Source organism: Pseudomonas peli (genome assembly GCF_050563605.1).
GTDB classification, from domain to species: domain Bacteria; phylum Pseudomonadota; class Gammaproteobacteria; order Pseudomonadales; family Pseudomonadaceae; genus Aquipseudomonas; species Aquipseudomonas peli_A.
In genome coordinates this window covers 191,202-209,403 of record NZ_JBNXUH010000006.1, presented here as the reverse complement: position 1 = coordinate 209,403, position 18,202 = coordinate 191,202, and the positions used below count along the sequence as shown (strand labels likewise).

The 18,202-nt window shown below is 61.8% G+C and carries 17 protein-coding genes; 14 read left to right on the top strand and 3 right to left on the bottom strand.

Going from position 1 to position 18,202, the window contains the following annotated elements; translation table 11 throughout:
* Positions 1–6: 6 nt before the first annotated feature.
* The 4 genes from ACQ4LH_RS09520 to ACQ4LH_RS09505 all read left to right on the top strand — a co-directional run bounded on the left by ACQ4LH_RS09520 (position 7) and on the right by ACQ4LH_RS09505 (position 3,213).
* Positions 7–558 carry a hypothetical protein gene (locus ACQ4LH_RS09520; RefSeq protein WP_430696946.1) on the top strand — a complete coding sequence of 184 codons (552 nt, stop codon included), beginning with the start codon at positions 7–9 and terminating at the stop codon, positions 556–558.
* Between the two features lie 20 nt (positions 559–578).
* Entirely contained in the window at positions 579–1,874 is a 1,296-nt protein-coding gene (locus tag ACQ4LH_RS09515) for a flavohemoglobin expression-modulating QEGLA motif protein (RefSeq protein WP_430696945.1), read from the top strand.
* A 190-nt stretch (positions 1,875–2,064) separates the two neighbouring features.
* Positions 2,065–2,814 (top strand): TIGR00266 family protein, encoded by a 750-nt coding sequence (locus ACQ4LH_RS09510; RefSeq protein WP_430696944.1) that lies wholly within the window; start codon positions 2,065–2,067, stop codon positions 2,812–2,814.
* Positions 2,815–2,907: 93 nt separating this feature from the next.
* Complete coding sequence (locus ACQ4LH_RS09505; RefSeq protein ID WP_090387930.1) at positions 2,908–3,213, top strand: hypothetical protein; 306 nt, start codon at positions 2,908–2,910, stop codon at positions 3,211–3,213.
* Positions 3,214–3,355: 142 nt separating this feature from the next.
* On the opposite strand, the gene ACQ4LH_RS09500 is transcribed toward ACQ4LH_RS09505, so the two are convergent.
* Positions 3,356–3,697: a pilin assembly protein gene (locus ACQ4LH_RS09500; RefSeq protein ID WP_430696943.1), complete on the bottom strand. Its 342-nt coding sequence runs from the start codon at positions 3,695–3,697 to the stop codon at positions 3,356–3,358.
* A gap of 154 nt (positions 3,698–3,851) precedes the next feature.
* On the opposite strand from ACQ4LH_RS09500, the gene ppc reads away from it, so the two are divergent.
* The 7 genes from ppc (at position 3,852) to ACQ4LH_RS09465 (ending at position 11,517) form a co-directional block, all read left to right on the top strand.
* Positions 3,852–6,488 carry a phosphoenolpyruvate carboxylase gene (ppc, locus tag ACQ4LH_RS09495; protein WP_430696942.1) on the top strand — a complete coding sequence of 879 codons (2,637 nt, stop codon included), beginning with the start codon at positions 3,852–3,854 and terminating at the stop codon, positions 6,486–6,488.
* A 246-nt stretch (positions 6,489–6,734) separates the two neighbouring features.
* The gene (adk, locus tag ACQ4LH_RS09490; protein WP_305590786.1) at positions 6,735–7,382 is read left to right on the top strand and encodes an adenylate kinase; all 648 of its coding nucleotides are present in this window, start codon (positions 6,735–6,737) and stop codon (positions 7,380–7,382) included.
* A 195-nt stretch (positions 7,383–7,577) separates the two neighbouring features.
* A complete protein-coding gene (locus tag ACQ4LH_RS09485; protein ID WP_430696941.1) occupies positions 7,578–8,363 on the top strand; it encodes a 5'-nucleotidase, lipoprotein e(P4) family in 786 nt (261 codons plus the stop codon).
* A gap of 150 nt (positions 8,364–8,513) precedes the next feature.
* Positions 8,514–9,194 carry a tRNA (adenosine(37)-N6)-threonylcarbamoyltransferase complex dimerization subunit type 1 TsaB gene (gene tsaB / locus ACQ4LH_RS09480; protein WP_430696940.1) on the top strand — a complete coding sequence of 227 codons (681 nt, stop codon included), beginning with the start codon at positions 8,514–8,516 and terminating at the stop codon, positions 9,192–9,194.
* A gap of 134 nt (positions 9,195–9,328) precedes the next feature.
* Positions 9,329–9,670, top strand: coding sequence for a hypothetical protein (locus tag ACQ4LH_RS09475; RefSeq protein ID WP_430696939.1), 342 nt, complete (start codon positions 9,329–9,331; stop codon positions 9,668–9,670).
* Positions 9,671–9,808: 138 nt separating this feature from the next.
* Positions 9,809–10,669 carry a DUF72 domain-containing protein gene (locus ACQ4LH_RS09470; RefSeq protein ID WP_430697035.1) on the top strand — a complete coding sequence of 287 codons (861 nt, stop codon included), beginning with the start codon at positions 9,809–9,811 and terminating at the stop codon, positions 10,667–10,669.
* A gap of 155 nt (positions 10,670–10,824) precedes the next feature.
* Entirely contained in the window at positions 10,825–11,517 is a 693-nt protein-coding gene (locus ACQ4LH_RS09465; protein WP_430696938.1) for an extensin family protein, read from the top strand.
* A gap of 8 nt (positions 11,518–11,525) precedes the next feature.
* Here ACQ4LH_RS09465 and ACQ4LH_RS09460 read toward each other — a convergent pair whose 3' ends face one another.
* Positions 11,526–12,290: a hypothetical protein gene (locus ACQ4LH_RS09460; protein WP_430696937.1), complete on the bottom strand. Its 765-nt coding sequence runs from the start codon at positions 12,288–12,290 to the stop codon at positions 11,526–11,528.
* Between the two features lie 106 nt (positions 12,291–12,396).
* On the opposite strand from ACQ4LH_RS09460, the gene ACQ4LH_RS09455 reads away from it, so the two are divergent.
* Positions 12,397–13,185, top strand: coding sequence for a class I SAM-dependent methyltransferase (locus ACQ4LH_RS09455; RefSeq protein ID WP_430696936.1), 789 nt, complete (start codon positions 12,397–12,399; stop codon positions 13,183–13,185).
* 18 nt (positions 13,186–13,203) lie between these two features.
* Here ACQ4LH_RS09455 and ACQ4LH_RS09450 read toward each other — a convergent pair whose 3' ends face one another.
* The gene (locus ACQ4LH_RS09450) at positions 13,204–13,842 is read right to left on the bottom strand and encodes a TetR/AcrR family transcriptional regulator (protein WP_430696935.1); all 639 of its coding nucleotides are present in this window, start codon (positions 13,840–13,842) and stop codon (positions 13,204–13,206) included.
* Positions 13,843–13,933: 91 nt separating this feature from the next.
* Between ACQ4LH_RS09450 and ACQ4LH_RS09445 the strand changes: the two genes are divergently transcribed.
* Together ACQ4LH_RS09445 and ACQ4LH_RS09440 are read left to right on the top strand one after the other, a co-directional pair.
* The gene (locus tag ACQ4LH_RS09445; protein ID WP_430696934.1) at positions 13,934–15,055 is read left to right on the top strand and encodes an efflux RND transporter periplasmic adaptor subunit; all 1,122 of its coding nucleotides are present in this window, start codon (positions 13,934–13,936) and stop codon (positions 15,053–15,055) included.
* 5 nt (positions 15,056–15,060) lie between these two features.
* Positions 15,061–18,141, top strand: a complete 3,081-nt coding sequence (locus ACQ4LH_RS09440; protein ID WP_430696933.1) for an efflux RND transporter permease subunit — start codon at positions 15,061–15,063, stop codon at positions 18,139–18,141.
* The last annotated feature ends 61 nt before the right edge of the window (positions 18,142–18,202 follow it).

Here is an 18,202-nt window from a genome sequence, read left to right as displayed (position 1 = left end):
AGCTGAATGAAAGCCTGGCGCGCGCTGCTTGCCGTGTCCTTCCTGTTGCTTGGTGGCTGTCTGGTGACCTTTAAGGACCCGATTCCCGCCAATGAAGCAGCCCCGATTCCCCTGCTTGGCGAGTGGTCGCGCAAGAACGAGTGGGGCGAGCAGCTGTATTTGCAGATCACCCGTGCCGGTTCCAACGTCTACAAGGCGCGTTCCTATGTCGATAGTCTGGATAACCTCGATAGCGTTGAGGAATACGGCTTTACCGTGGCCCACCATGGCCGCCGTTGGTACCTCTCGGCGGGCTTGCCGAAAAGCCTGGGGGCGAACTTCGCCATCGCCGGGTTCGAGCTGACCACCAGCAATGAACTGGTGATCTACAACCTGGATGTCGACCGTATTCTCCACGAGCTGGAGCAGGGCTCATTGCAGGGCGAAGTGATTGACGGCGCAGAAGGCGATGGCGTGCTGATCAGCAGCCCGCTGGAGCAGGTGTTCAGCTACCTCGACGATCAGGCCAATTCGGATGTATTTATTGAAGTCGCGCGTTATCAGCGGGCGGGTGACTAGCAGGTTGTGGTGAGGAAAGCATGAACAGTCATACCGGGTTGGACGATTATCAGTTGATCGTGCGCGCGCTGTCCGACCGTCTGGTCGACGCGCAAACGCCGATACGCGTGCTGGATGCGGTGAAGTGGGATGACTCGATTCGCAATGAGTTTCTCAAGCATAAAGGCAAGAAGCTGCCCGCCGTTGACCGTGCCTACTACGCCAACCGGCCGCTGCCCTTTGATGCGTCGGCGAAGAAGCTGGAATTCCAGAATATCGAGCGCGATATCACCCGCCAGCTCGGCCAGTTCAACCCGGTGGGCAAGATCATGCGGCGCATGTGCCGCGAGTATCGCATGGTCATTCGCATGCTCGAAGCGCGCGGCACCGAGGACTTTGGCCTGATCAGCCAGGAGCTCTACGGCGCGGCCTCCGATGCCTTCCATGCTGGTGACCCGACCCTGGCCGACCTGGGCCTGATGTTTTCCGACTTCCTGAATAACATCGACAAGCGTGGCGACCTCAAGGACGAAGCCAAGACCCTGACCGCCAAAGAAGCGGTCAACCTGCTGCAACATCGCCTGAACAAGGTGTTTGGCGAGGAGGAGAGCACCATTCGGGTGTTCGAGTCCGACGGTATTCTTGCCGACGCCGCTGCCGGCGCTGATTACATCAAGATTCGCGCCGATGCGATGTTCAATGACCGCGATGTAAAAGCCCTGGAAGTGCACGAGGGCCTGGTGCATGTGGCGACCACCCTGAATGGTCTGAGCCAGCCGGTTTGCACCTTTCTGGCCAAGGGCCCGCCCTCGTCCACGGTGACCCAGGAAGGCCTGGCGATCCTGATGGAGGTGATCACCTTCGCCTCCTACCCAACTCGTTTGCGCAAACTGACCAACCGCACCCGCGCCATTCATATGGCCGAAGAGGGCGCGGATTTCCTGCAGGTATTCGACTTCTACCGCGAGCAGGGCTTCAGCCAGGAACAGAGCTACAGCAACGCCAACCGGGTGTTCCGTGGCTCGACCCCCACCGGCATGCCTTTCACCAAGGACCTGTCCTACCTGAAAGGCTTCATCATGATTTACAACTACATCCAGCTCGCCGTGCGCAAAGGTAAGCTGGAGCAGATTCCGCTGCTGTTCTGCGGCAAAACCACCCTGGAAGACATGCGCACCCTGCGTCAGCTGGTGGATGAGGGGCTGGTCGTCGCGCCCAAGTACCTGCCGCCGCAGTTCAGCGACCTGAATTCGCTGTCAGCCTGGATGTGCTTCTCCAATTTCCTCAATCACCTGAGTCTTGATCGGATTGAAGCCGACTACGCCAATATCCTCTAGGAGCTACTGCGCTCGGGTATGCAGCGTTGTGCACGACCTGAAAAATGCTCATTTACAGTCGTAAACTCCGCTTTTTCAGGTCGTACGCGCCTTGCCTAACCTTCGCTCGTGACGCACCTAGCCCTTTAATAGACGATTCGTAGCCCGGATGAAATCCGGGTTGCTCTTCCTGCATTAACAGGAGCTGCGCATGCCCAGCCATCAACTCGACTACGAAATCCTTGGCGCCTCTGCGCAGAGCGTGGAGATCATTCTCGATCCGGGCGAAACGGTGATCGCCGAAGCCGGGGTGATGAATTACATGACCGACGGCATCCGCTTTGAAACGCGCATGGGTGATGGCGCGGCCACGGGCGTGCTGGGCAAGCTGTGGGGCATGGGCAAGCGCATGCTTACCGGCGAGTCGCTGTTTATGACGCACTTCTCCAATGCCGGCAAAACCCAGGCGCGAGTGGCGTTTGCCGCACCTTATCCAGGCACCGTGGTGCCGATTCAGCTGGCTGAGCATGGCGGTACGCTGATCTGTCAGAAGGACGCCTTTCTCTGCGCGGCCTACGGCACGGCGGTCGGCATCAGCTTTAACAAGCGCCTGGGTGCCGGGTTCTTCGGAGGCGAGGGCTTTATCCTGCAGAAGCTCGAAGGTGACGGCCTGGTCTTTGTTCACGCAGGCGGCACGGTGATTCGCAAGGAGCTGAACAACGAGACCCTGCGCCTGGACACCGGTTGCCTGGTGGCCTTCACCAGCGGCATTGATTACGACATCGCCCTGGCCGGCGGCCTGAAAAGCATGCTGTTTGGCGGCGAGGGCATTCTTCTGGCCACGCTCAAGGGTACTGGTACCGTGTGGGTGCAGAGCCTGCCGTTCTCGCGCCTGGCCGAGCGTATTTATGAAGCGACGTTCAAGGCCCGTGAGGAAGTGCGCGCAGGCGGCAGTAAATGATGCGGCAATCTGGGCCTTTGCAGGCGTGAGTGTTTGCTGCAAGCTGCGCCGCCTGTGCTTAGCCCGCCAACTGAAAAATTCCGAGAGTCTGTTATGAGCGAAGTAAACCCCATCCCGCTGATCCTTACCGGCATCGGCAGCATCTGCGCCACGGTGGCTGTGCTCGGCTATTACGGTTACCTGCATATCGCCAAGCCGGAAGATGCCCTGCTGCTGTCCGAGTTCACCATGCTCAAGACCGTCCCGGGTGAGGATTACAAAGTCTCGCTCAAACCCGCCAGCCAGGTCGCACAGTGCATAGACGGCGTGCTGGTGCTGTTTGACCTGGAGCAGAAGGGCCTTAGTGGCGTACTGGTCGATCAGCGCAAGCAGGCCGTGCGCTGCAGCGAAGGCCAGTAAGCCCTGCCCGATCTGCTGCGCGTCGGCCCTGCGGCGTTAAAAGCAGGCTCGGAATGCTCATTTACACCAGTAAACTCCGCTTCCTCGCCTGTTTTTGCCTTGCAGGTCTCTAGCTCGCGAGATCGTGAGCATATTCTTAGTTTTAGTCAGCCTGTTTCTGCTGCTCGCTAAGGCGCTGCAAATGCCGGCGTGACAGGGCGAGGAAGCGCGGCGTCAGGCCGATGTCTTCATACAGCGGGTCGCCCTGTTCATCGCTGGCCACCACCGTGCTGCCCTTGACGTAGGGCAGGCTGGCCTCCAGCTCTTCGAGCGCCGCGCCGAGCAATTCCCCCAGCAGCTCTTCAACGTGGTGCTTGGGGTACATCTCCTGCAATGCCGCCAGGCGCGCTGCGGCTTCCAGGTCCAGCCGTATCTGATAAGGCGTTGCGCTCAGCCGCCCCTGGGCGTTTTCCTGCCAGTGCTGAACAAGCTCGCGAATCTTCATGATTGCCTCGTGTCTGTTCTATGCCCGCCGTGTTTTGGTGGGCTGCACAGTTAAGACTAGTGCCTGAGTCGATAAGTGCGGCCGCAGCGTCGCGCACTTGTAAGAAGTTGGCGCGCTGGGCACTCTGGAGGCAGGATCAGCGGAGGCAACACTCATGGCAGAAATCGACGCGCGTCTGCGCGAGGACGTCCACCAGCTCGGCGAACTACTGGGTAACACCATCAGCGTGCAGCATGGCGCTGCCTTCCTCGACAAGATCGAGCGTATTCGCAAAGGCGCCAAGGCCTCGCGCCGTGGCTCGCAGGAGGGTGCGGAGCAACTCAGTGCAACCCTGAACCAACTTGACGATGACGAACTGTTGCCGGTGGCGCGGGCGTTCAACCAGTTTCTCAACCTGGCCAATATCGCTGAGCAGTACCACCGCGTGCGCCGCCGTGCGCCGGGTGAAGCGCAGCCGTTTGAAGACAATATGCTCGCTGATCTGCTGCAGCGGCTATCCAGCAACGGCCACAAGGGCGAGGCGTTGGCCCGCCAGTTCGGCCGTCTGGATATCGAACTGGTGCTGACCGCACACCCCACCGAAGTGGCGCGGCGCACCCTGATTCAGAAATACGATGCGATGGCCGAACAGCTGGCGGCTGGCGACCATAGCGACCTCTCGGCGGCCGAGCGTGAGCAGGTCAAACAGCGCCTGCAACGGCTGATTGCCGAAGCCTGGCACACCGAGGAAATCCGCCGCAGCCGACCAAGCCCTGTGGATGAGGCCAAGTGGGGCTTTGCGGTGATCGAACATTCGCTCTGGCATGCCATTCCCAATGTGCTGCGCAAGGCCGATCAGGTGCTGCACAGCGCCACCGGGTTGCACCTGCCGCTGGATGCCGCGCCGATTCGTTTCGCCTCGTGGATGGGCGGCGACCGTGACGGCAACCCGAATGTCACCGCAAGCATTACCCGCGAAGTGCTGCTGCTGGCGCGCTGGATGGCGGCGGATCTGTACCTGCGCGATGTCGATAACTTGGCCGCCGATCTGTCCATGCAGCAGGCCAGCCCGGCGCTGCTGGCGCGGGTAGGTGAGAGCGCTGAGCCATATCGCAGCCTGCTCAAGCAGCTGCGTGAGCGTCTGCGCGCCACCCGCAGCTGGGCCCAGGCTGCGCTGCATGAGCAAGTGCCTGCGTCTGCAGCCGTGCTGCAGGACAATCGCGAGCTGCTGGATCCGTTGACCCTGTGCTACCAGTCGCTGCATGAATGCGGTATGGGTGTGATCGCCGATGGCCCGTTGCTCGATTGCCTGCGCCGCGCGGCGACCTTCGGTCTGTTTCTGGTGCGTCTGGATGTACGTCAGGACTCCAGTCGCCACGCCGCCGCCATGAGTGAAATCACCGATTACCTCGGCCTGGGTCGTTACGCCGAGTGGGATGAAGAGGCGCGCCTGGCGTTTTTGTTGAAAGAGCTGGAGAGCCGCCGGCCGCTGCTGCCGGGGCACTTCAAACCCAGTGGGGAAACCGAGGAAGTGCTGGCCACCTGCCGTGAAGTGGCTGGTGCCCCCGCTGCAGCGCTGGGTTCCTACGTGATCTCCATGGCCGGTGCGGCTTCCGATGTGCTGGCGGTGCAGCTGCTGCTCAAGGAAGCCGGCTTGCAACGGCCGATGCGCGTGGTGCCGCTGTTCGAAACTCTCGCCGATCTGGACAACGCCGGCCCGGTGATCAGCCGGCTGCTGGCACTGCATGGCTACCGCGCGCGCTTGCATGGGCCGCAGGAAGTGATGATCGGTTACTCCGACTCCGCCAAGGACGCCGGCACCACGGCGGCGGCTTGGGCGCAGTACCGCGCCCAGGAAACCCTGGTGCAGGTATGCCGCGAGCAGGATGTCGAGCTGCTGCTGTTTCACGGTCGCGGCGGCACGGTGGGGCGCGGCGGCGGCCCGGCGCATGCGGCGATTCTGTCGCAGCCGCCAGGTTCGGTGACGGGGCGTTTCCGCACCACCGAGCAGGGTGAAATGATTCGTTTCAAATTCGGCCTACCGGATATCGCTGAGCAGAATCTCAATCTGTACCTGGCGGCGGTGCTGGAAGCCACTTTGCTGCCGCCGCCCAGCCCGGAGCCGGCCTGGCGCGAGCTGATGGACAAACTGGCCAGCGATGGCGTCAGCGCCTACCGCGCGGTGGTGCGTGAGCACCCGCAATTTGTCGACTATTTCCGCCAGGCCACGCCGGAGCAGGAACTGGGACGCTTGCCCCTGGGCAGTCGTCCGGCCAAGCGTCGCGAGGGTGGCGTTGAGAGCCTGCGCGCGATTCCGTGGATCTTCGCCTGGACGCAAACGCGCCTGATGCTGCCGGCCTGGTTGGGCTGGGAGGCGGCGCTGGATAACGCTTTTCAGCGTGGCGAAGGCGAGTTGCTCGGGCAGATGCGCGAGCACTGGCCGTTCTTCCGCACGCGTATCGACATGCTGGAGATGGTGCTGGCCAAGGCCGACGAGTCCATCGCCCAGCTGTATGACGAGCGTTTGGTCGAACCGGCCCTGCGTCCGCTGGGCGAGCATCTACGCGGCCTATTGTCGCAGGCAGTGGTCGCAGTGCTGGGTTTGACCGGTCAGTCGCAGCTGTTGGCGCACAGCCCGGAAACTCTGGAGTCGATCAGTGTGCGCAACACCTACCTGGACCCATTGCACCTGCTCCAGGCCGAGCTGCTGGCGCGCTCACGACTGCGTGATAATCAGGCCGACAGCCCTCTGGAACAGGCCTTGCTGGTCAGTGTGGCGGGTATTGCGGCGGGTTTGCGTAACACCGGCTAGGCGTATTGCAGAGGGAGGAGGGGGCTTTCGCTGGTACATATGTAGTGCGCTGGCGAAAGCACTACCTTTTAGAGGTGGTCGCATGTGTATCCGACTTTCGGTGGCTTGTGCGCTATGGGTGCGCTGTGTATCTTGAGCGGCCTTTCGGCACTCTGGCCCAGTTTGGCAGCGCTGCTTGAACAATTCTGAGATTGGCCCCACGAGGCGAGTCCGACGATTTTTACTTAAATCTTGAGGAGCACATCGATGCGCGTGATTTTGCTGGGGGCGCCCGGTGCCGGTAAAGGTACCCAAGCTGGTTTCATCACCAAGAAATTTGGTATTCCGCAAATCTCCACCGGTGACATGCTGCGTGCTGCGGTCAAGGCCGGCACTGAACTGGGCCTGGTTGCCAAAAGCGTAATGGACAGTGGTGGTCTGGTCTCCGATGACCTGATCATCAATCTGGTCAAAGAGCGCATCGCCCAAGCCGATTGCGCCAATGGTTTCCTCTTTGATGGTTTCCCACGCACCATTCCTCAGGCTGAAGCCCTGAAGGAAGCTGGCGTGGTCATCGACAACGTGGTCGAAATTGCGGTGGATGACGAAGAAATCGTCGGTCGTATTGCCGGTCGTCGCGTGCACCCTGCATCGGGTCGCGTCTACCACACTGAACACAATCCGCCGAAAGTTGCCGGTAAGGATGACGAAACCGGTGACGAGCTGATTCAGCGCGAAGACGACAAAGAAGAAACCGTACGTCATCGCCTGTCGGTCTATCACTCGCAGACCAAGCCGCTGGTGGACTTCTACCAGAAGCTTGCTGCCGCTGACGGTACGCCGAAGTACAGCGCCATTGCTGGTGTTGGTTCGGTCGACGAGATCACTGCCAAGGTGCTTGCAGCTCTCAGCTAAGCCTTGCTGCAGTCAGCCAACGGCCCGCTTTTGCGGGCCGTTGTCGTTTCTGCGGTTGGCGCGCTGGACTCGCTGAGCGTCGTTCATAGAACAGTAACCTTGCTCGCCTAGGCTAGCATCGGTTTTGGTCTATACCACGGTGAGAGGGTCGTAGACTTTATGCCTTAACCCATACTAAGGAAGAGAGCGCAGTCAATGACCGAGAAAACAGCAAAGAGTGCTATCTGGTTGGGCCTTGCGTTAGCGCTGGTGGGGAGTCCTGCGGCCTTCGCCGATACCCAGGCGAAGCCCAAGACCGACTGCAGCGTTGCCGAGTTCACCATGGGTCTGCGTTTCCAGCAGCAATCGGCGGAAGTTCAGGCCCTGCAGCTGCAGGCGTACAACATCGCGACGCTGAAGCTGGATGCGGCAGTGGCCGCAGCGAAAGATCCGTCCAAGCTGGCCATCGTTACCGATCTGGATGAAACCGTTATTGATAACAGCGCGCTGCTTGCGCGCGATCTGGCCAACTGTCACACCTATGATGCCTGGGACACCTGGCTGCCCTGGGAGCGCGACGGCACTCCGGCGCTGATCCCCGGCGCCAAGCAGTTCCTGCAGCACGCCGACAGCCTGGGCGTGACCATTCGTTATATCTCGGACCGTGCCGACGAGCAGAAGAAGTACACCCTGGCTACCCTGAGCAAGCTCGGGCTGCCGCAAATCTCTGAAGAAAGCGTGTTGCTGCTGGGCCCGCCCAAGGTCGAGCGTCGCGCCATCGTCAGCGCCGATCATCAGATCGTACTGCTGCTGGGCGATACGCTGCATGACTTCGATGGGCGTTTCCGCAAGACGCCACTGGCCGATCAGCGCGCCACCGTGGCCGCTGAGGCGAGCAAGTGGGGCGCCGAGTGGATCGTCTTCCCCAACGCAAGCTACGGCACCTGGTCCAAGGCACCTTTGCAAGGTTGGGACGCCAAGACTGTTATCGAAGCCTGGTAAGCACGTGTTACTCAAGCATGCAGCGGGCCGGTTCGGGCCCGCTGCATGCCTGTGGTGCTGTGATTCCGCTGCGTGGCTCAGTGATTGCGCTGGAAAAAAAAGCCTCAAGCCGTTCTAATGCCGGTCCATTTCGTCACCTGTCCGAATGCAATGACCACTCTCCTGGCCCTGGATACCGCCACCGAAGCCTGCTCCGTTGCCCTGCTGCATAACGGCCAGGTGCTCAGCCATTACGAAGTGATTCCGCGCCTGCATGCCCAGCGTCTGCTGCCGATGATCAAGCAGCTGCTGGCCGATGCAGGGGTACCGTTGTCGGCGCTCGATGCGATTGCCTTTGGTCGTGGCCCGGGTGCCTTTACCGGTGTGCGAATTGCTATCGGTGTGGTGCAGGGTCTGGCGTTTGCCCTGGAGCGTCCGGTGTTGCCGGTGTCCAACCTCGCCGTGCTGGCGCAGCGCAGCTTGCGCGAGCATGGCGCGCAGCAAGTGGCAGCGGCCATCGATGCACGTATGGATGAGGTCTATTGGGGTTGCTACCGCGCCGAGCAGGGCGAGATGCGTCTGGCCGGCGTCGAGGCTGTATTGCCTCCGGAACGTGCCAGCCTGCCGGGTGATGCCTGCGGTGACTGGTTTGCTGCCGGCACCGGTTGGGGCACCTTTGCCGCGCGTATTCCGGTTGCGGTCAGCGGACAGGATGCCGCCATGCTGCCGCACGCCGAAGACCTGCTCAGCCTGGCGCGCTTTGCCTGGGCTCGTGGTGAGGCGGTGGTGGCTGACCTGGCGCAGCCGGTTTACCTGCGTGATCAGGTGGCCACGCCCAAGGCCTCGGTTTAAACCGCTGGGCACCGGCGCACCTTCTGTCGCGCATATTGCCGCGTTGCACCGCGCTTGATTGCCAAGCCGGTCTACGGGGGCTAAATTGCCATCACTTGTGTCCATCGTTGGCTAAGCAAGCCGAGCAGTAACTGATGCGTATCGACGGTTTTACTTCCTCTTATTCGCCAGATCGCAGTGCCCGCCCGGGCTCTGCGGTTACGCCATTTCGCGAAGCGCAGCGCGAGATCGAGGAACGTCGTGAGCAGGCAGCATCACCCGCCAGCACCCAGGGTTTCGAACAAGTCGCCCAGGCGCGCAAGGTCGAAGCCAGTAATGCCAGCAGTGATAGCCTGCCATCGCGCTTGCAAGACCAGCTGTACCAGCCCCCGCTGAACAACCGCGCCGCCCAGGCGTTGGCCAGCTATAGCTCCACCGCCAGCTTCGCCAGTGAGACGGATGCCCAGCAGGTTATGGGCCTCGACCTCTACGCCTAGAAGACCATTGCGAAACTACTGCGCTCGCCTATGCCGCGTTGATATCAGCCTCGTCGTGCTCATGTACAACTCGTACACTGCGCGCCCCTCGGCTGATCTCGCCTTCGCTCGCTACCTTGCCCAACGGTCTTCAAATTGATCTTGCCTTACTACCTCGGTTGCCCGTCATGGAGCGAGCCAGCCTGGCGCGGTTCTTTGTATCCAGAAGGCAGTCGCATCGCCGACTTTCTGCCGTTGTATGCCCAGGTGTTCAATGCCGTTGAGGGCAATACCACCTTCTATGCAAAGCCCTCCGTCGATACCGTGGCCCGTTGGGCCGAGCGTATGCCGGCGCATCTGCGCTTTTGCGCCAAGCTGCCGCGCGAGATCAGCCATAACGGTGACTTGCGCGAGCAACTGAGCGCCACCGAGGATTTCCGCCGCCTACTGGCGCCGTTGGGTAAGCGGGTCGCGCCGTTCTGGCTGCAACTGCCAGCAAGCTTCGGTCCGCAGCGCCTGGCGGAACTGAGCGCTTTTATCGAGCTTTGGCAGGCCGAGGAGCTGGCCGTCGAGGTGCGTCATCCGGCGTTCTTTGCCAAGGGCGAGGAAGAACGCAGCCTTAATCGTCTGCTGCATGGGTGCGGCATTGAGCGGATTTGCCTGGATTCGCGGGCGCTGTTCAGCTGTGTCTCCAGCGCGCCGGCCGTGTTGCATGCACAGGCCAAGAAACCGCGCCTGCCGCTGCGGCCCACGGCCTTTAGCCAGGCGCCGCAGCTGCGCTTTATCGGTCATCCCGAGTTGCTGGCCAATGATCCCTTTATGGCGCCCTGGCTGGACAAGGTGGCGGGCTGGATCGAAGAAGGCCGCACGCCTTACGTCTTTCTGCACACCTCGGATAATCGCCTGGCCCCGCAGCTGGCGCAGCGCTTCCATCAGCAATTGATGCTGCGTCTGCCGGGTTTGCTGGCCTTGCCACAAGTACAGCTAGAGGATCCTGTCGAGCAGTTGGGCCTGCTCTGAGAACCTATGCACGATCTGCTGCGCGTCGGCCCTGCTGCGTTAAAAACAGGCTCGGAATGCTCATGTACAGCTCGTACACTGCGCTTCCTCGCCTTTTTTGCCTTGCATGGTTCTAGCTCGCAAGATCGTGAACAGGTTCTGATAGGCTGCGCGGCATGACCTTCTTTCGTGTCTTTCTTCTTCTCTGTGTAGTGCTCGCCGGCCTGTTGCTGGCGATTTGGCGTGGCTGGCTTGAGGTGCCGCCGCGCTGGAACCCATGGGCGGTGCTGGATATTCGCGAAACGCCGAACCTGCTGACCAGCTTCAAGCTCTGGCGGCTGCAGGATAATCCGGCGTTGTGTCAGCAGGCTTTGAACACCTCCTCACTGCGCTTTACCCCGCAGGTCGACAGCAGCGCGGAGGTGGCCTGTCCGTTGAACAATACCCTGCGCGTACACAGTTCCGGCGTTGCTTTCAGCAGCAGTTTTATCGCCAGCTGCCCGCTGGCAGCGGCCTTTGCCCTGTTCGAACAGCATGATCTGCAGCCAATTGCTCAGGGCGTGTTTGGTCAGCGGGTGGCGCGGGTCGAGCATGTGGGTAGTTTCGCCTGCCGCACCATTGCCGGCAGTCAGCGGCGTAGCCAACATGCCTCGGCGAATGCGCTGGATATCATCGGTTTTCGCCTGACCGATGGCCGGCGCATCAGCGTGCTGCAGGATTGGCCCAAGCAGGGCAAGAACGCCGAGTTTCTGCGCCAGGTGCAACAGGCTGCCTGCAAGCGCTTCAACACCACCCTGGGGCCGGATTACAACGCGGCCCATCGCGACCACTTTCACGTGGATATGGGGCTGTGGCGGATGTGCCGCTAAATGCCAGTTTAACGCTGCGCCAACAATAGATCGGCAGCCTGGCCGCTGCGGCCGTCGGCGAATTCGAAGCGGCCGAGTTGGGCGATTTCGTCGTAAGCGCCCAGGGCAATCTTCACGTCGCGCGCTTGCAGGTCGATGGCGCTAACGCCGGCTTGGCTCAGCGACTGGCTGGACTGCCGGCCCTGGGCGTCGAAACGCAGCAGGCTCAGACGCTCGAAGATGGCGTCTTGGCTGTCGATGCGGCCATCGCCGTTGTCATCGTATTTGCGCAGTTCGGCAAAGCCGTTGGCCGCGCCATTCTGGTCGCCGAACAGCTCGCGACCATCATCAATGCGGCCGTTGCCGTTGCGGTCATAGGCGAGCAGCGCATCGTCGCCGGTGGGCACGCTGATCTGGTCGAGCTTGCCGTCGGCATCCAGGTCAAAACGTACCGAACGGCTCAGGCCGCTGGTGCTGAAACCGTTGCCGGCCAGGTCCAGTACCAGAGGGTCGGTTTTCTGCGGTTCGGCGTTGATATTGACGTTCAGCTCCAGCTCGCGCTGGGCGGCTAGCTCCTGAAAATCGCTGGCCTGAGCGGTGACGGCGGGTGGCTCGCTGGGCGCTTCGGGTTCACTGGGTAGTGCTTCGGCTTCGACTTCATCGGGCATCAGGGTGCGGCGCAGGATTTGATAATCCAGGGATGCGCGTTTGCCTTCATCCAGCGTCTCGCTGATTGAACTGGAGTTGGCGGCCGACGGGGCGACGCTGCGTGGGGCGGAAATTACATCGAACATGGCGAACTCGGTGCGGCTGGAAACTGCCGGGTCTGGCAAAATGCCGCTCGAGCAGGTTATCGGCTGCTTTTGCAGTCAATTGAGTGATTTTTGAGCACATTTTCTGATGAGTGATGAGCGGCTAATAGCCAGAATTCGTATGCAGGCCCTGGCTCCCCATCTACAGGTCGCGGCCGAAACCTGGGCGGCGCGCCTGGGCCTGCCGCTGGAAGGCGACAGCGAGTTTGCCCTGCAACTGGGTGAGGGCGGTTTGCAGCTGGTTGAGCTGGGCCCGCAGGCGCCGGGGCCGGTGAAAGTGGATTTTGTCGAGGGTGCGGTGGCGCATCGTCGGCTGTTCGGTGGCGGCAGCGGGCAGATGATTGCCAAGGCGGTTGGGGTGCAGGCCGGGGTGCGCCCTACTGTGCTGGATGCCACGGCTGGCCTGGGCCGCGATGCCTTTGTGCTGGCCAGTCTGGGTTGCCGCATGACCTTGATCGAGCGCCAGCCGCTGATTGCCGCGTTGCTGGAAGATGGCTTGGCGCGTGCCGCGCTGGACCGCGATGTGGCGCCGATTGCCGCGCAGATGCAGCTGCTGAATGGCAACGCCATCGAGCTGATGCGCGCCTGGCAGGGCGAGCCGCCCCAAGTGATCTATCTCGATCCGATGTTTCCGCACCGCGACAAGAGCGCGCTGGTTAAGAAAGAGATGCGCCTGTTCCGTCCCTTTGTTGGCGACGACCTGGATGCGCCCGCATTGCTTGAAGCGGCGCTGAATCTGGCCAGCCATCGGGTGGTGGTCAAACGCCCACGCAAGGCCCCGCTGATTGACGGTGCCAAGCCGGGTTATGCCCTGGAAGGCAAGTCCAGTCGCTACGACATCTACCCGAAGAAGAAGCTGCAAGCCGCCAGCGAATAAGGCTGGCGACGCCTTGCGCTACTCGGCGCGGAAGGCGCGCAGAAACACCTCGACCGCATCGCGCACATGGGCTTCGGCCTCGGCGCCCTGCAGGGCCTCACCGCAGCCGATCAGCAGGCGGAAGTTGGCGCCGCCCTTGATCAGGCAGAAGAACTGATCTGCCGCGCTCAGCGGGTCGGGAATGCGTAATTTGCCGCTCTGGTCGGCCCGGCGCAGCAACTCTTCCATGCCGTGCAGCACGCGCTGTGGGCCGGCTTCATAGAACATCCGCGAAAGCTTGGAGTCCTGCGCAGCCAGGCTCACCATCACCCGGTGCAGCTCCACTGACTCGCGGCTGTTGATCAGCTCATTGAAGCCCCGGCCGATATTCAGCAGCAGTTGTGCCACCGGCACCTCGTCGCTCAGCTCGAACAGCAGCTCAGGCAGTTGCTCCTCGCATTTGGACTGCACCGCGGCGGCAAACAGCTTCTCCTTGTCGGTGAAGTGGCTGTACACCGTGAGCTTGGAAACCCCGGCTTCCGCGGCAATCGCATCCATACTGCTACCGTCATAGCCATTACTGAGGAATAGGGTTTTCGCCGCTTCCAGAATGGCTTTGCGCTTGGCCAGGTCTTTTGGGCGACCGGGGCCGCTGGTTGGCAACACTTTGTTTGGCATTGGTCGTTTTTAATACTGGACTAGTGAGTTTGCTATTTTTACTATACCTGTCAGTTTAATTATTCAAAAGCCTCCACAAAGGTTAGTCATCATGTTTCGTCATGCACTGTCTGTTGCTTTGCCTGTCAGTCTTATCCTGTTGCTCGCAGCCTGCGGCAATGGCGAGCCCGCCAAAGTTGCCGTGCGTCCGGCGATGGTGGTGCAGCCGCAACTGGCTGGCGACCTGATGGATGCCTACCCCGGTGAGGTGCGTGCGCGCCTGGAGCCGGAACTGGCTTTCCGTATCGGTGGCAAGGTAGCCAAGCGCCTGGTCGATGTCGGCGCGCGGGTGAAGAAGGATCAACCGCTGGCCGAGCTGGACCCGCAGGACGTGCGTCTGCAGCTGGAAGCCACCCGTGCCCAGGTGTCGTCGGCCGAGGCCAACCTGCAGTTGGTGCGCGCCGAGCGTGATCGCTACAAGACCCTGCTGGCACGCAACCTGGTCAGCCGTTCGCAGTACGACAACGCCGAGAACCTCTACCGCTCCGGTGAGGCGCGGCTGAAACAGATCAAGGCTGAATTCAACGTGGCCAACAACCAGGCCGGCTATGCCGTGCTGCGCGCATCGCAAGATGGCGTAGTAGCGCAGCGTATGGTCGAAGTCGGCCAGGTGGTTGCCGCCGGGCAAACCGTGTTCACCCTGGCCGCTGATGGCGAGCGTGAAGTGCTGATCAACCTGCCGGAGCAAGCCTTCGAGCGCTTCAAGGTCGGTCAGGATGTCGCGGTTGAGCTGTGGTCGCAGCCGGATCAACGCTTCCCAGGGCGCATCCGTGAGATGTCGCCATCGGCCGACCCGCAATCGCGCACTTTCGCCGCCCGCGTAGCGTTCGTGGAAGGCAAGGTGCCGGCCGAACTGGGCCAAAGCGCTCGCGTGTTTATCGCCCACAACGGCGAAGTGCCGCTGGCCGTGCCACTGTCGGCGCTGACGGCGGAGAAGGGCCAGCCCTACGTCTGGGTGGTCGATCCCAAGGACTCCACCCTCAAGCGCACCGACGTGCGTATCGGTGCCTACGGCGAGAAAACCGTGCCGGTGCTCGAAGGTCTGCAAGCCAGCGATTGGGTGGTAGCCGCCGGTGGCCAGGTGCTGCGCGAAGGCCAGCAGGTGCGTCCGGTTGACCGCGACAACCGTGCAGTGCAACTGACGGCCCAGGCCAACCCGACGGTCGAGGAGTAAGCCCGATGGATTTCAACCTATCCGCCTGGGCGTTGCGCAATCGCCAGATCGTGCTGTATCTCATGCTGCTGCTGGCGGTGGTCGGGGCTATTTCCTACACCAAGCTGGGCCAGAGCGAAGACCCGCCCTTTACCTTCAAGGCCATGGTGGTACGCACCAACTGGCCAGGGGCGAGCGCCGAAGAGGTGTCGCGCCAGGTTACCGAGCGCATCGAAAAGAAGCTGATGGAGACCGGCGACTACGACAAGATCGTCTCGTTCTCGCGTCCGGGTGAATCCCAGGTCACCTTTATCGCCCGCGATTCGATGCACTCTGCGGACATTCCCGAGCTGTTCTACCAGGTGCGCAAGAAGGTCAGCGATATTCGCCACACCTTGCCCCAGGGCATTCAGGGGCCGTTCTATAACGACGAATTTGGCACCACCTTCGGCAATATCTATGCGCTGACCGGCGAAGGCTTCGACTACGCCGTGCTCAAGGATTACGCCGACCGCGTCCAGCTGCAGCTGCAGCGCGTCAAGGACGTCGGCAAGGTCGACCTGCTCGGCTTGCAGGACGAAAAGGTGTGGATCGAGCTGTCCAACACCAAGCTGGCCACTCTCGGCCTGCCGCTGGCCGCCGTGCAGCAGGCGCTGGAAGAACAGAACGCCGTGGCCGCCGCCGGCTTCTTCGAAACCAGCAGCGACCGCGTGCAACTGCGCGTCACCGGGCGCTTTGAAACGGTCGATGAAATCCGTAATTTCCCCATTCGCGTAGCCGATCGCACCTTCCGCATCGCCGATGTCGCCGAGGTCAAACGCGGCTTCAATGATCCACCCGCACCGCGCATGCGCTATATGGGTGAAGACGCCATTGGCCTGGCCGTATCGATGAAACCGGGTGGTGACATTCTGGTCCTCGGTCAGGCGCTGGAAGGCGAGTTCGCTCGCCTGCAGGAAACCCTGCCGGCCGGCATGCAGCTGAGCAAGGTCTCCGATCAGCCGGCTGCGGTGAAAACCGGGGTAGGCGAGTTCGTCCGCGTGCTCACCGAAGCGGTGATCATCGTGCTGCTGGTGAGCTTCTTCTCCCTCGGTCTGCGCACTGGTCTGGTGGTGGCGCTGTCGATTCCGCTGGTGCTGGCGATGACCTTTGCCGCCATGTACTACCTCGGCATCGGCCTGCACAAGATTTCTCTTGGCGCGCTGGTGCTGGCGCTGGGCCTGATGGTGGATGACGCGATCATTGCCGTGGAGATGATGGCGATCAAGATGGAGCAGGGCTACGACCGCATCAAAGCGGCCAGTTATGCCTGGACCAGCACCGCCTTCCCCATGCTCACCGGTACCCTGATTACCGCCGCCGGCTTCCTGCCGATTGCCACCGCGCAGTCCGGCACCGGCGAATACACCCGCTCGATCTTCCAGGTGGTGGCGATTGCCCTGCTGGTGTCGTGGATCGCCGCCGTGGTGTTTGTGCCGTACCTCGGTGCCAAGTTGCTGCCGGATCTGGCCAAGCTGCACGCCGCCAAGCATGGCGGCAGTACTGACGGCCATGACCCATACGGCACGCCGTTCTACCGCCGCGTGCGTACGGCGGTGGAGTGGTGCGTGCGTCGGCGCAAGACCGTGATCCTGCTGACCATCGGCCTGTTTGTTGCCTCGATCGTGCTGTTCCGCTTTGTGCCGCAGCAGTTCTTCCCGGCTTCTGGCCGGCTGGAACTGATGGTCGACCTCAAACTCAGTGAAGGCGCGTCCCTGGCCGCCACCGAAGAGCAGGCCAAGCGTCTGGAGCAACTGCTTAGCGGCCATGAAGGCATCGACAACTTCGTCGCCTACGTCGGCACCGGCTCGCCGCGCTTCTACCTGCCGCTGGACCAGCAACTGCCGGCCGCCAGCTTTGCCCAGTTCGTGGTACTGGCGAAAAGCATCGAAGACCGCGAGAAGATCCGCACCTGGCTGATTGATGTGCTGCAGGACGAGTTCCCAACCCTGCGCACCCGTATCGCCCGCCTGGAAAACGGCCCGCCCGTGGGTTACCCGGTGCAGTTCCGCGTTTCCGGCGAGCATATCGACGAGGTGCGCCAACTGGCCCGTCAGGTTGCCGACAAGGTGCGTGAGAACAGCCACGTGACCAACGTGCACCTGGACTGGGAAGAGCCAAGCAAAGTGGTGCGCCTGAACATCGACCAGGAACGCGCTCGTGCCCTGGGCGTCAGCACTGCCGACCTGTCGCGCTTCCTGCAAAGTTCGCTGACCGGCTCGCCAGTCAGCCAGTACCGTGAAGGCAACGAGCTGATCGAAATCCTCCTGCGCGGCACCTTGAGTGAGCGTCAGGAACTCGGCCTGCTGCCAAGCCTGGCAGTGCCGACCGACAATGGCCGTAGCGTGCCGCTGTCGCAGATCGCCACCCTGGAGTACGGCTTCGAGGAAGGCATCATCTGGCACCGCAACCGCCTGCCGACCGTCACCGTGCGTGCAGACGTGTATGGCAAGGAGCAGCCTGCGAGCCTGATCAAGCAGATTCTGCCGACTCTTGAGCCAGTGCGTGCGCAACTGCCGGACGGCTATCAGCTGGACGTCGGTGGCACCGTGGAAGACTCCAGCCGTGGCCAGGCTTCGGTAAACGCCGGTATTCCGCTGTTTATCGTGGTGGTGCTGACCCTGCTGATGCTGCAGCTGAAAAGCTTCTCGCGCTCGGCCATGGTGTTCCTCACCGCGCCACTGGGGCTGATCGGCGTGACGCTGTTCCTGCTGATCTTCCGGCAGCCGTTCGGCTTCGTCGCCATGCTCGGCACCATCGCCCTGTCGGGGATGATCATGCGCAACTCGGTGATTCTGGTGGACCAGATCGAACAGGACATCGCCTCAGGCATGGACCGCTGGCACGCGATTATCGAAGCCACCGTGCGCCGCTTCCGGCCTATCGTGCTGACCGCCCTGGCGGCGGTACTGGCGATGATCCCGCTGTCGCGCAGCGTGTTCTTCGGGCCGATGGCCGTAGCGATCATGGGCGGTCTGATCGTCGCCACGGCGTTGACCCTACTGTTCCTGCCGGCGCTGTATGCGGCGTGGTTCCGGGTCAAGGAAGTGGAAGCAAAACCAGCCTGAATCGGCGGTTGCTGATGTGAAAAAGCCAGGCCCAATGCCTGGCTTTTTTATGCCTGGCGAT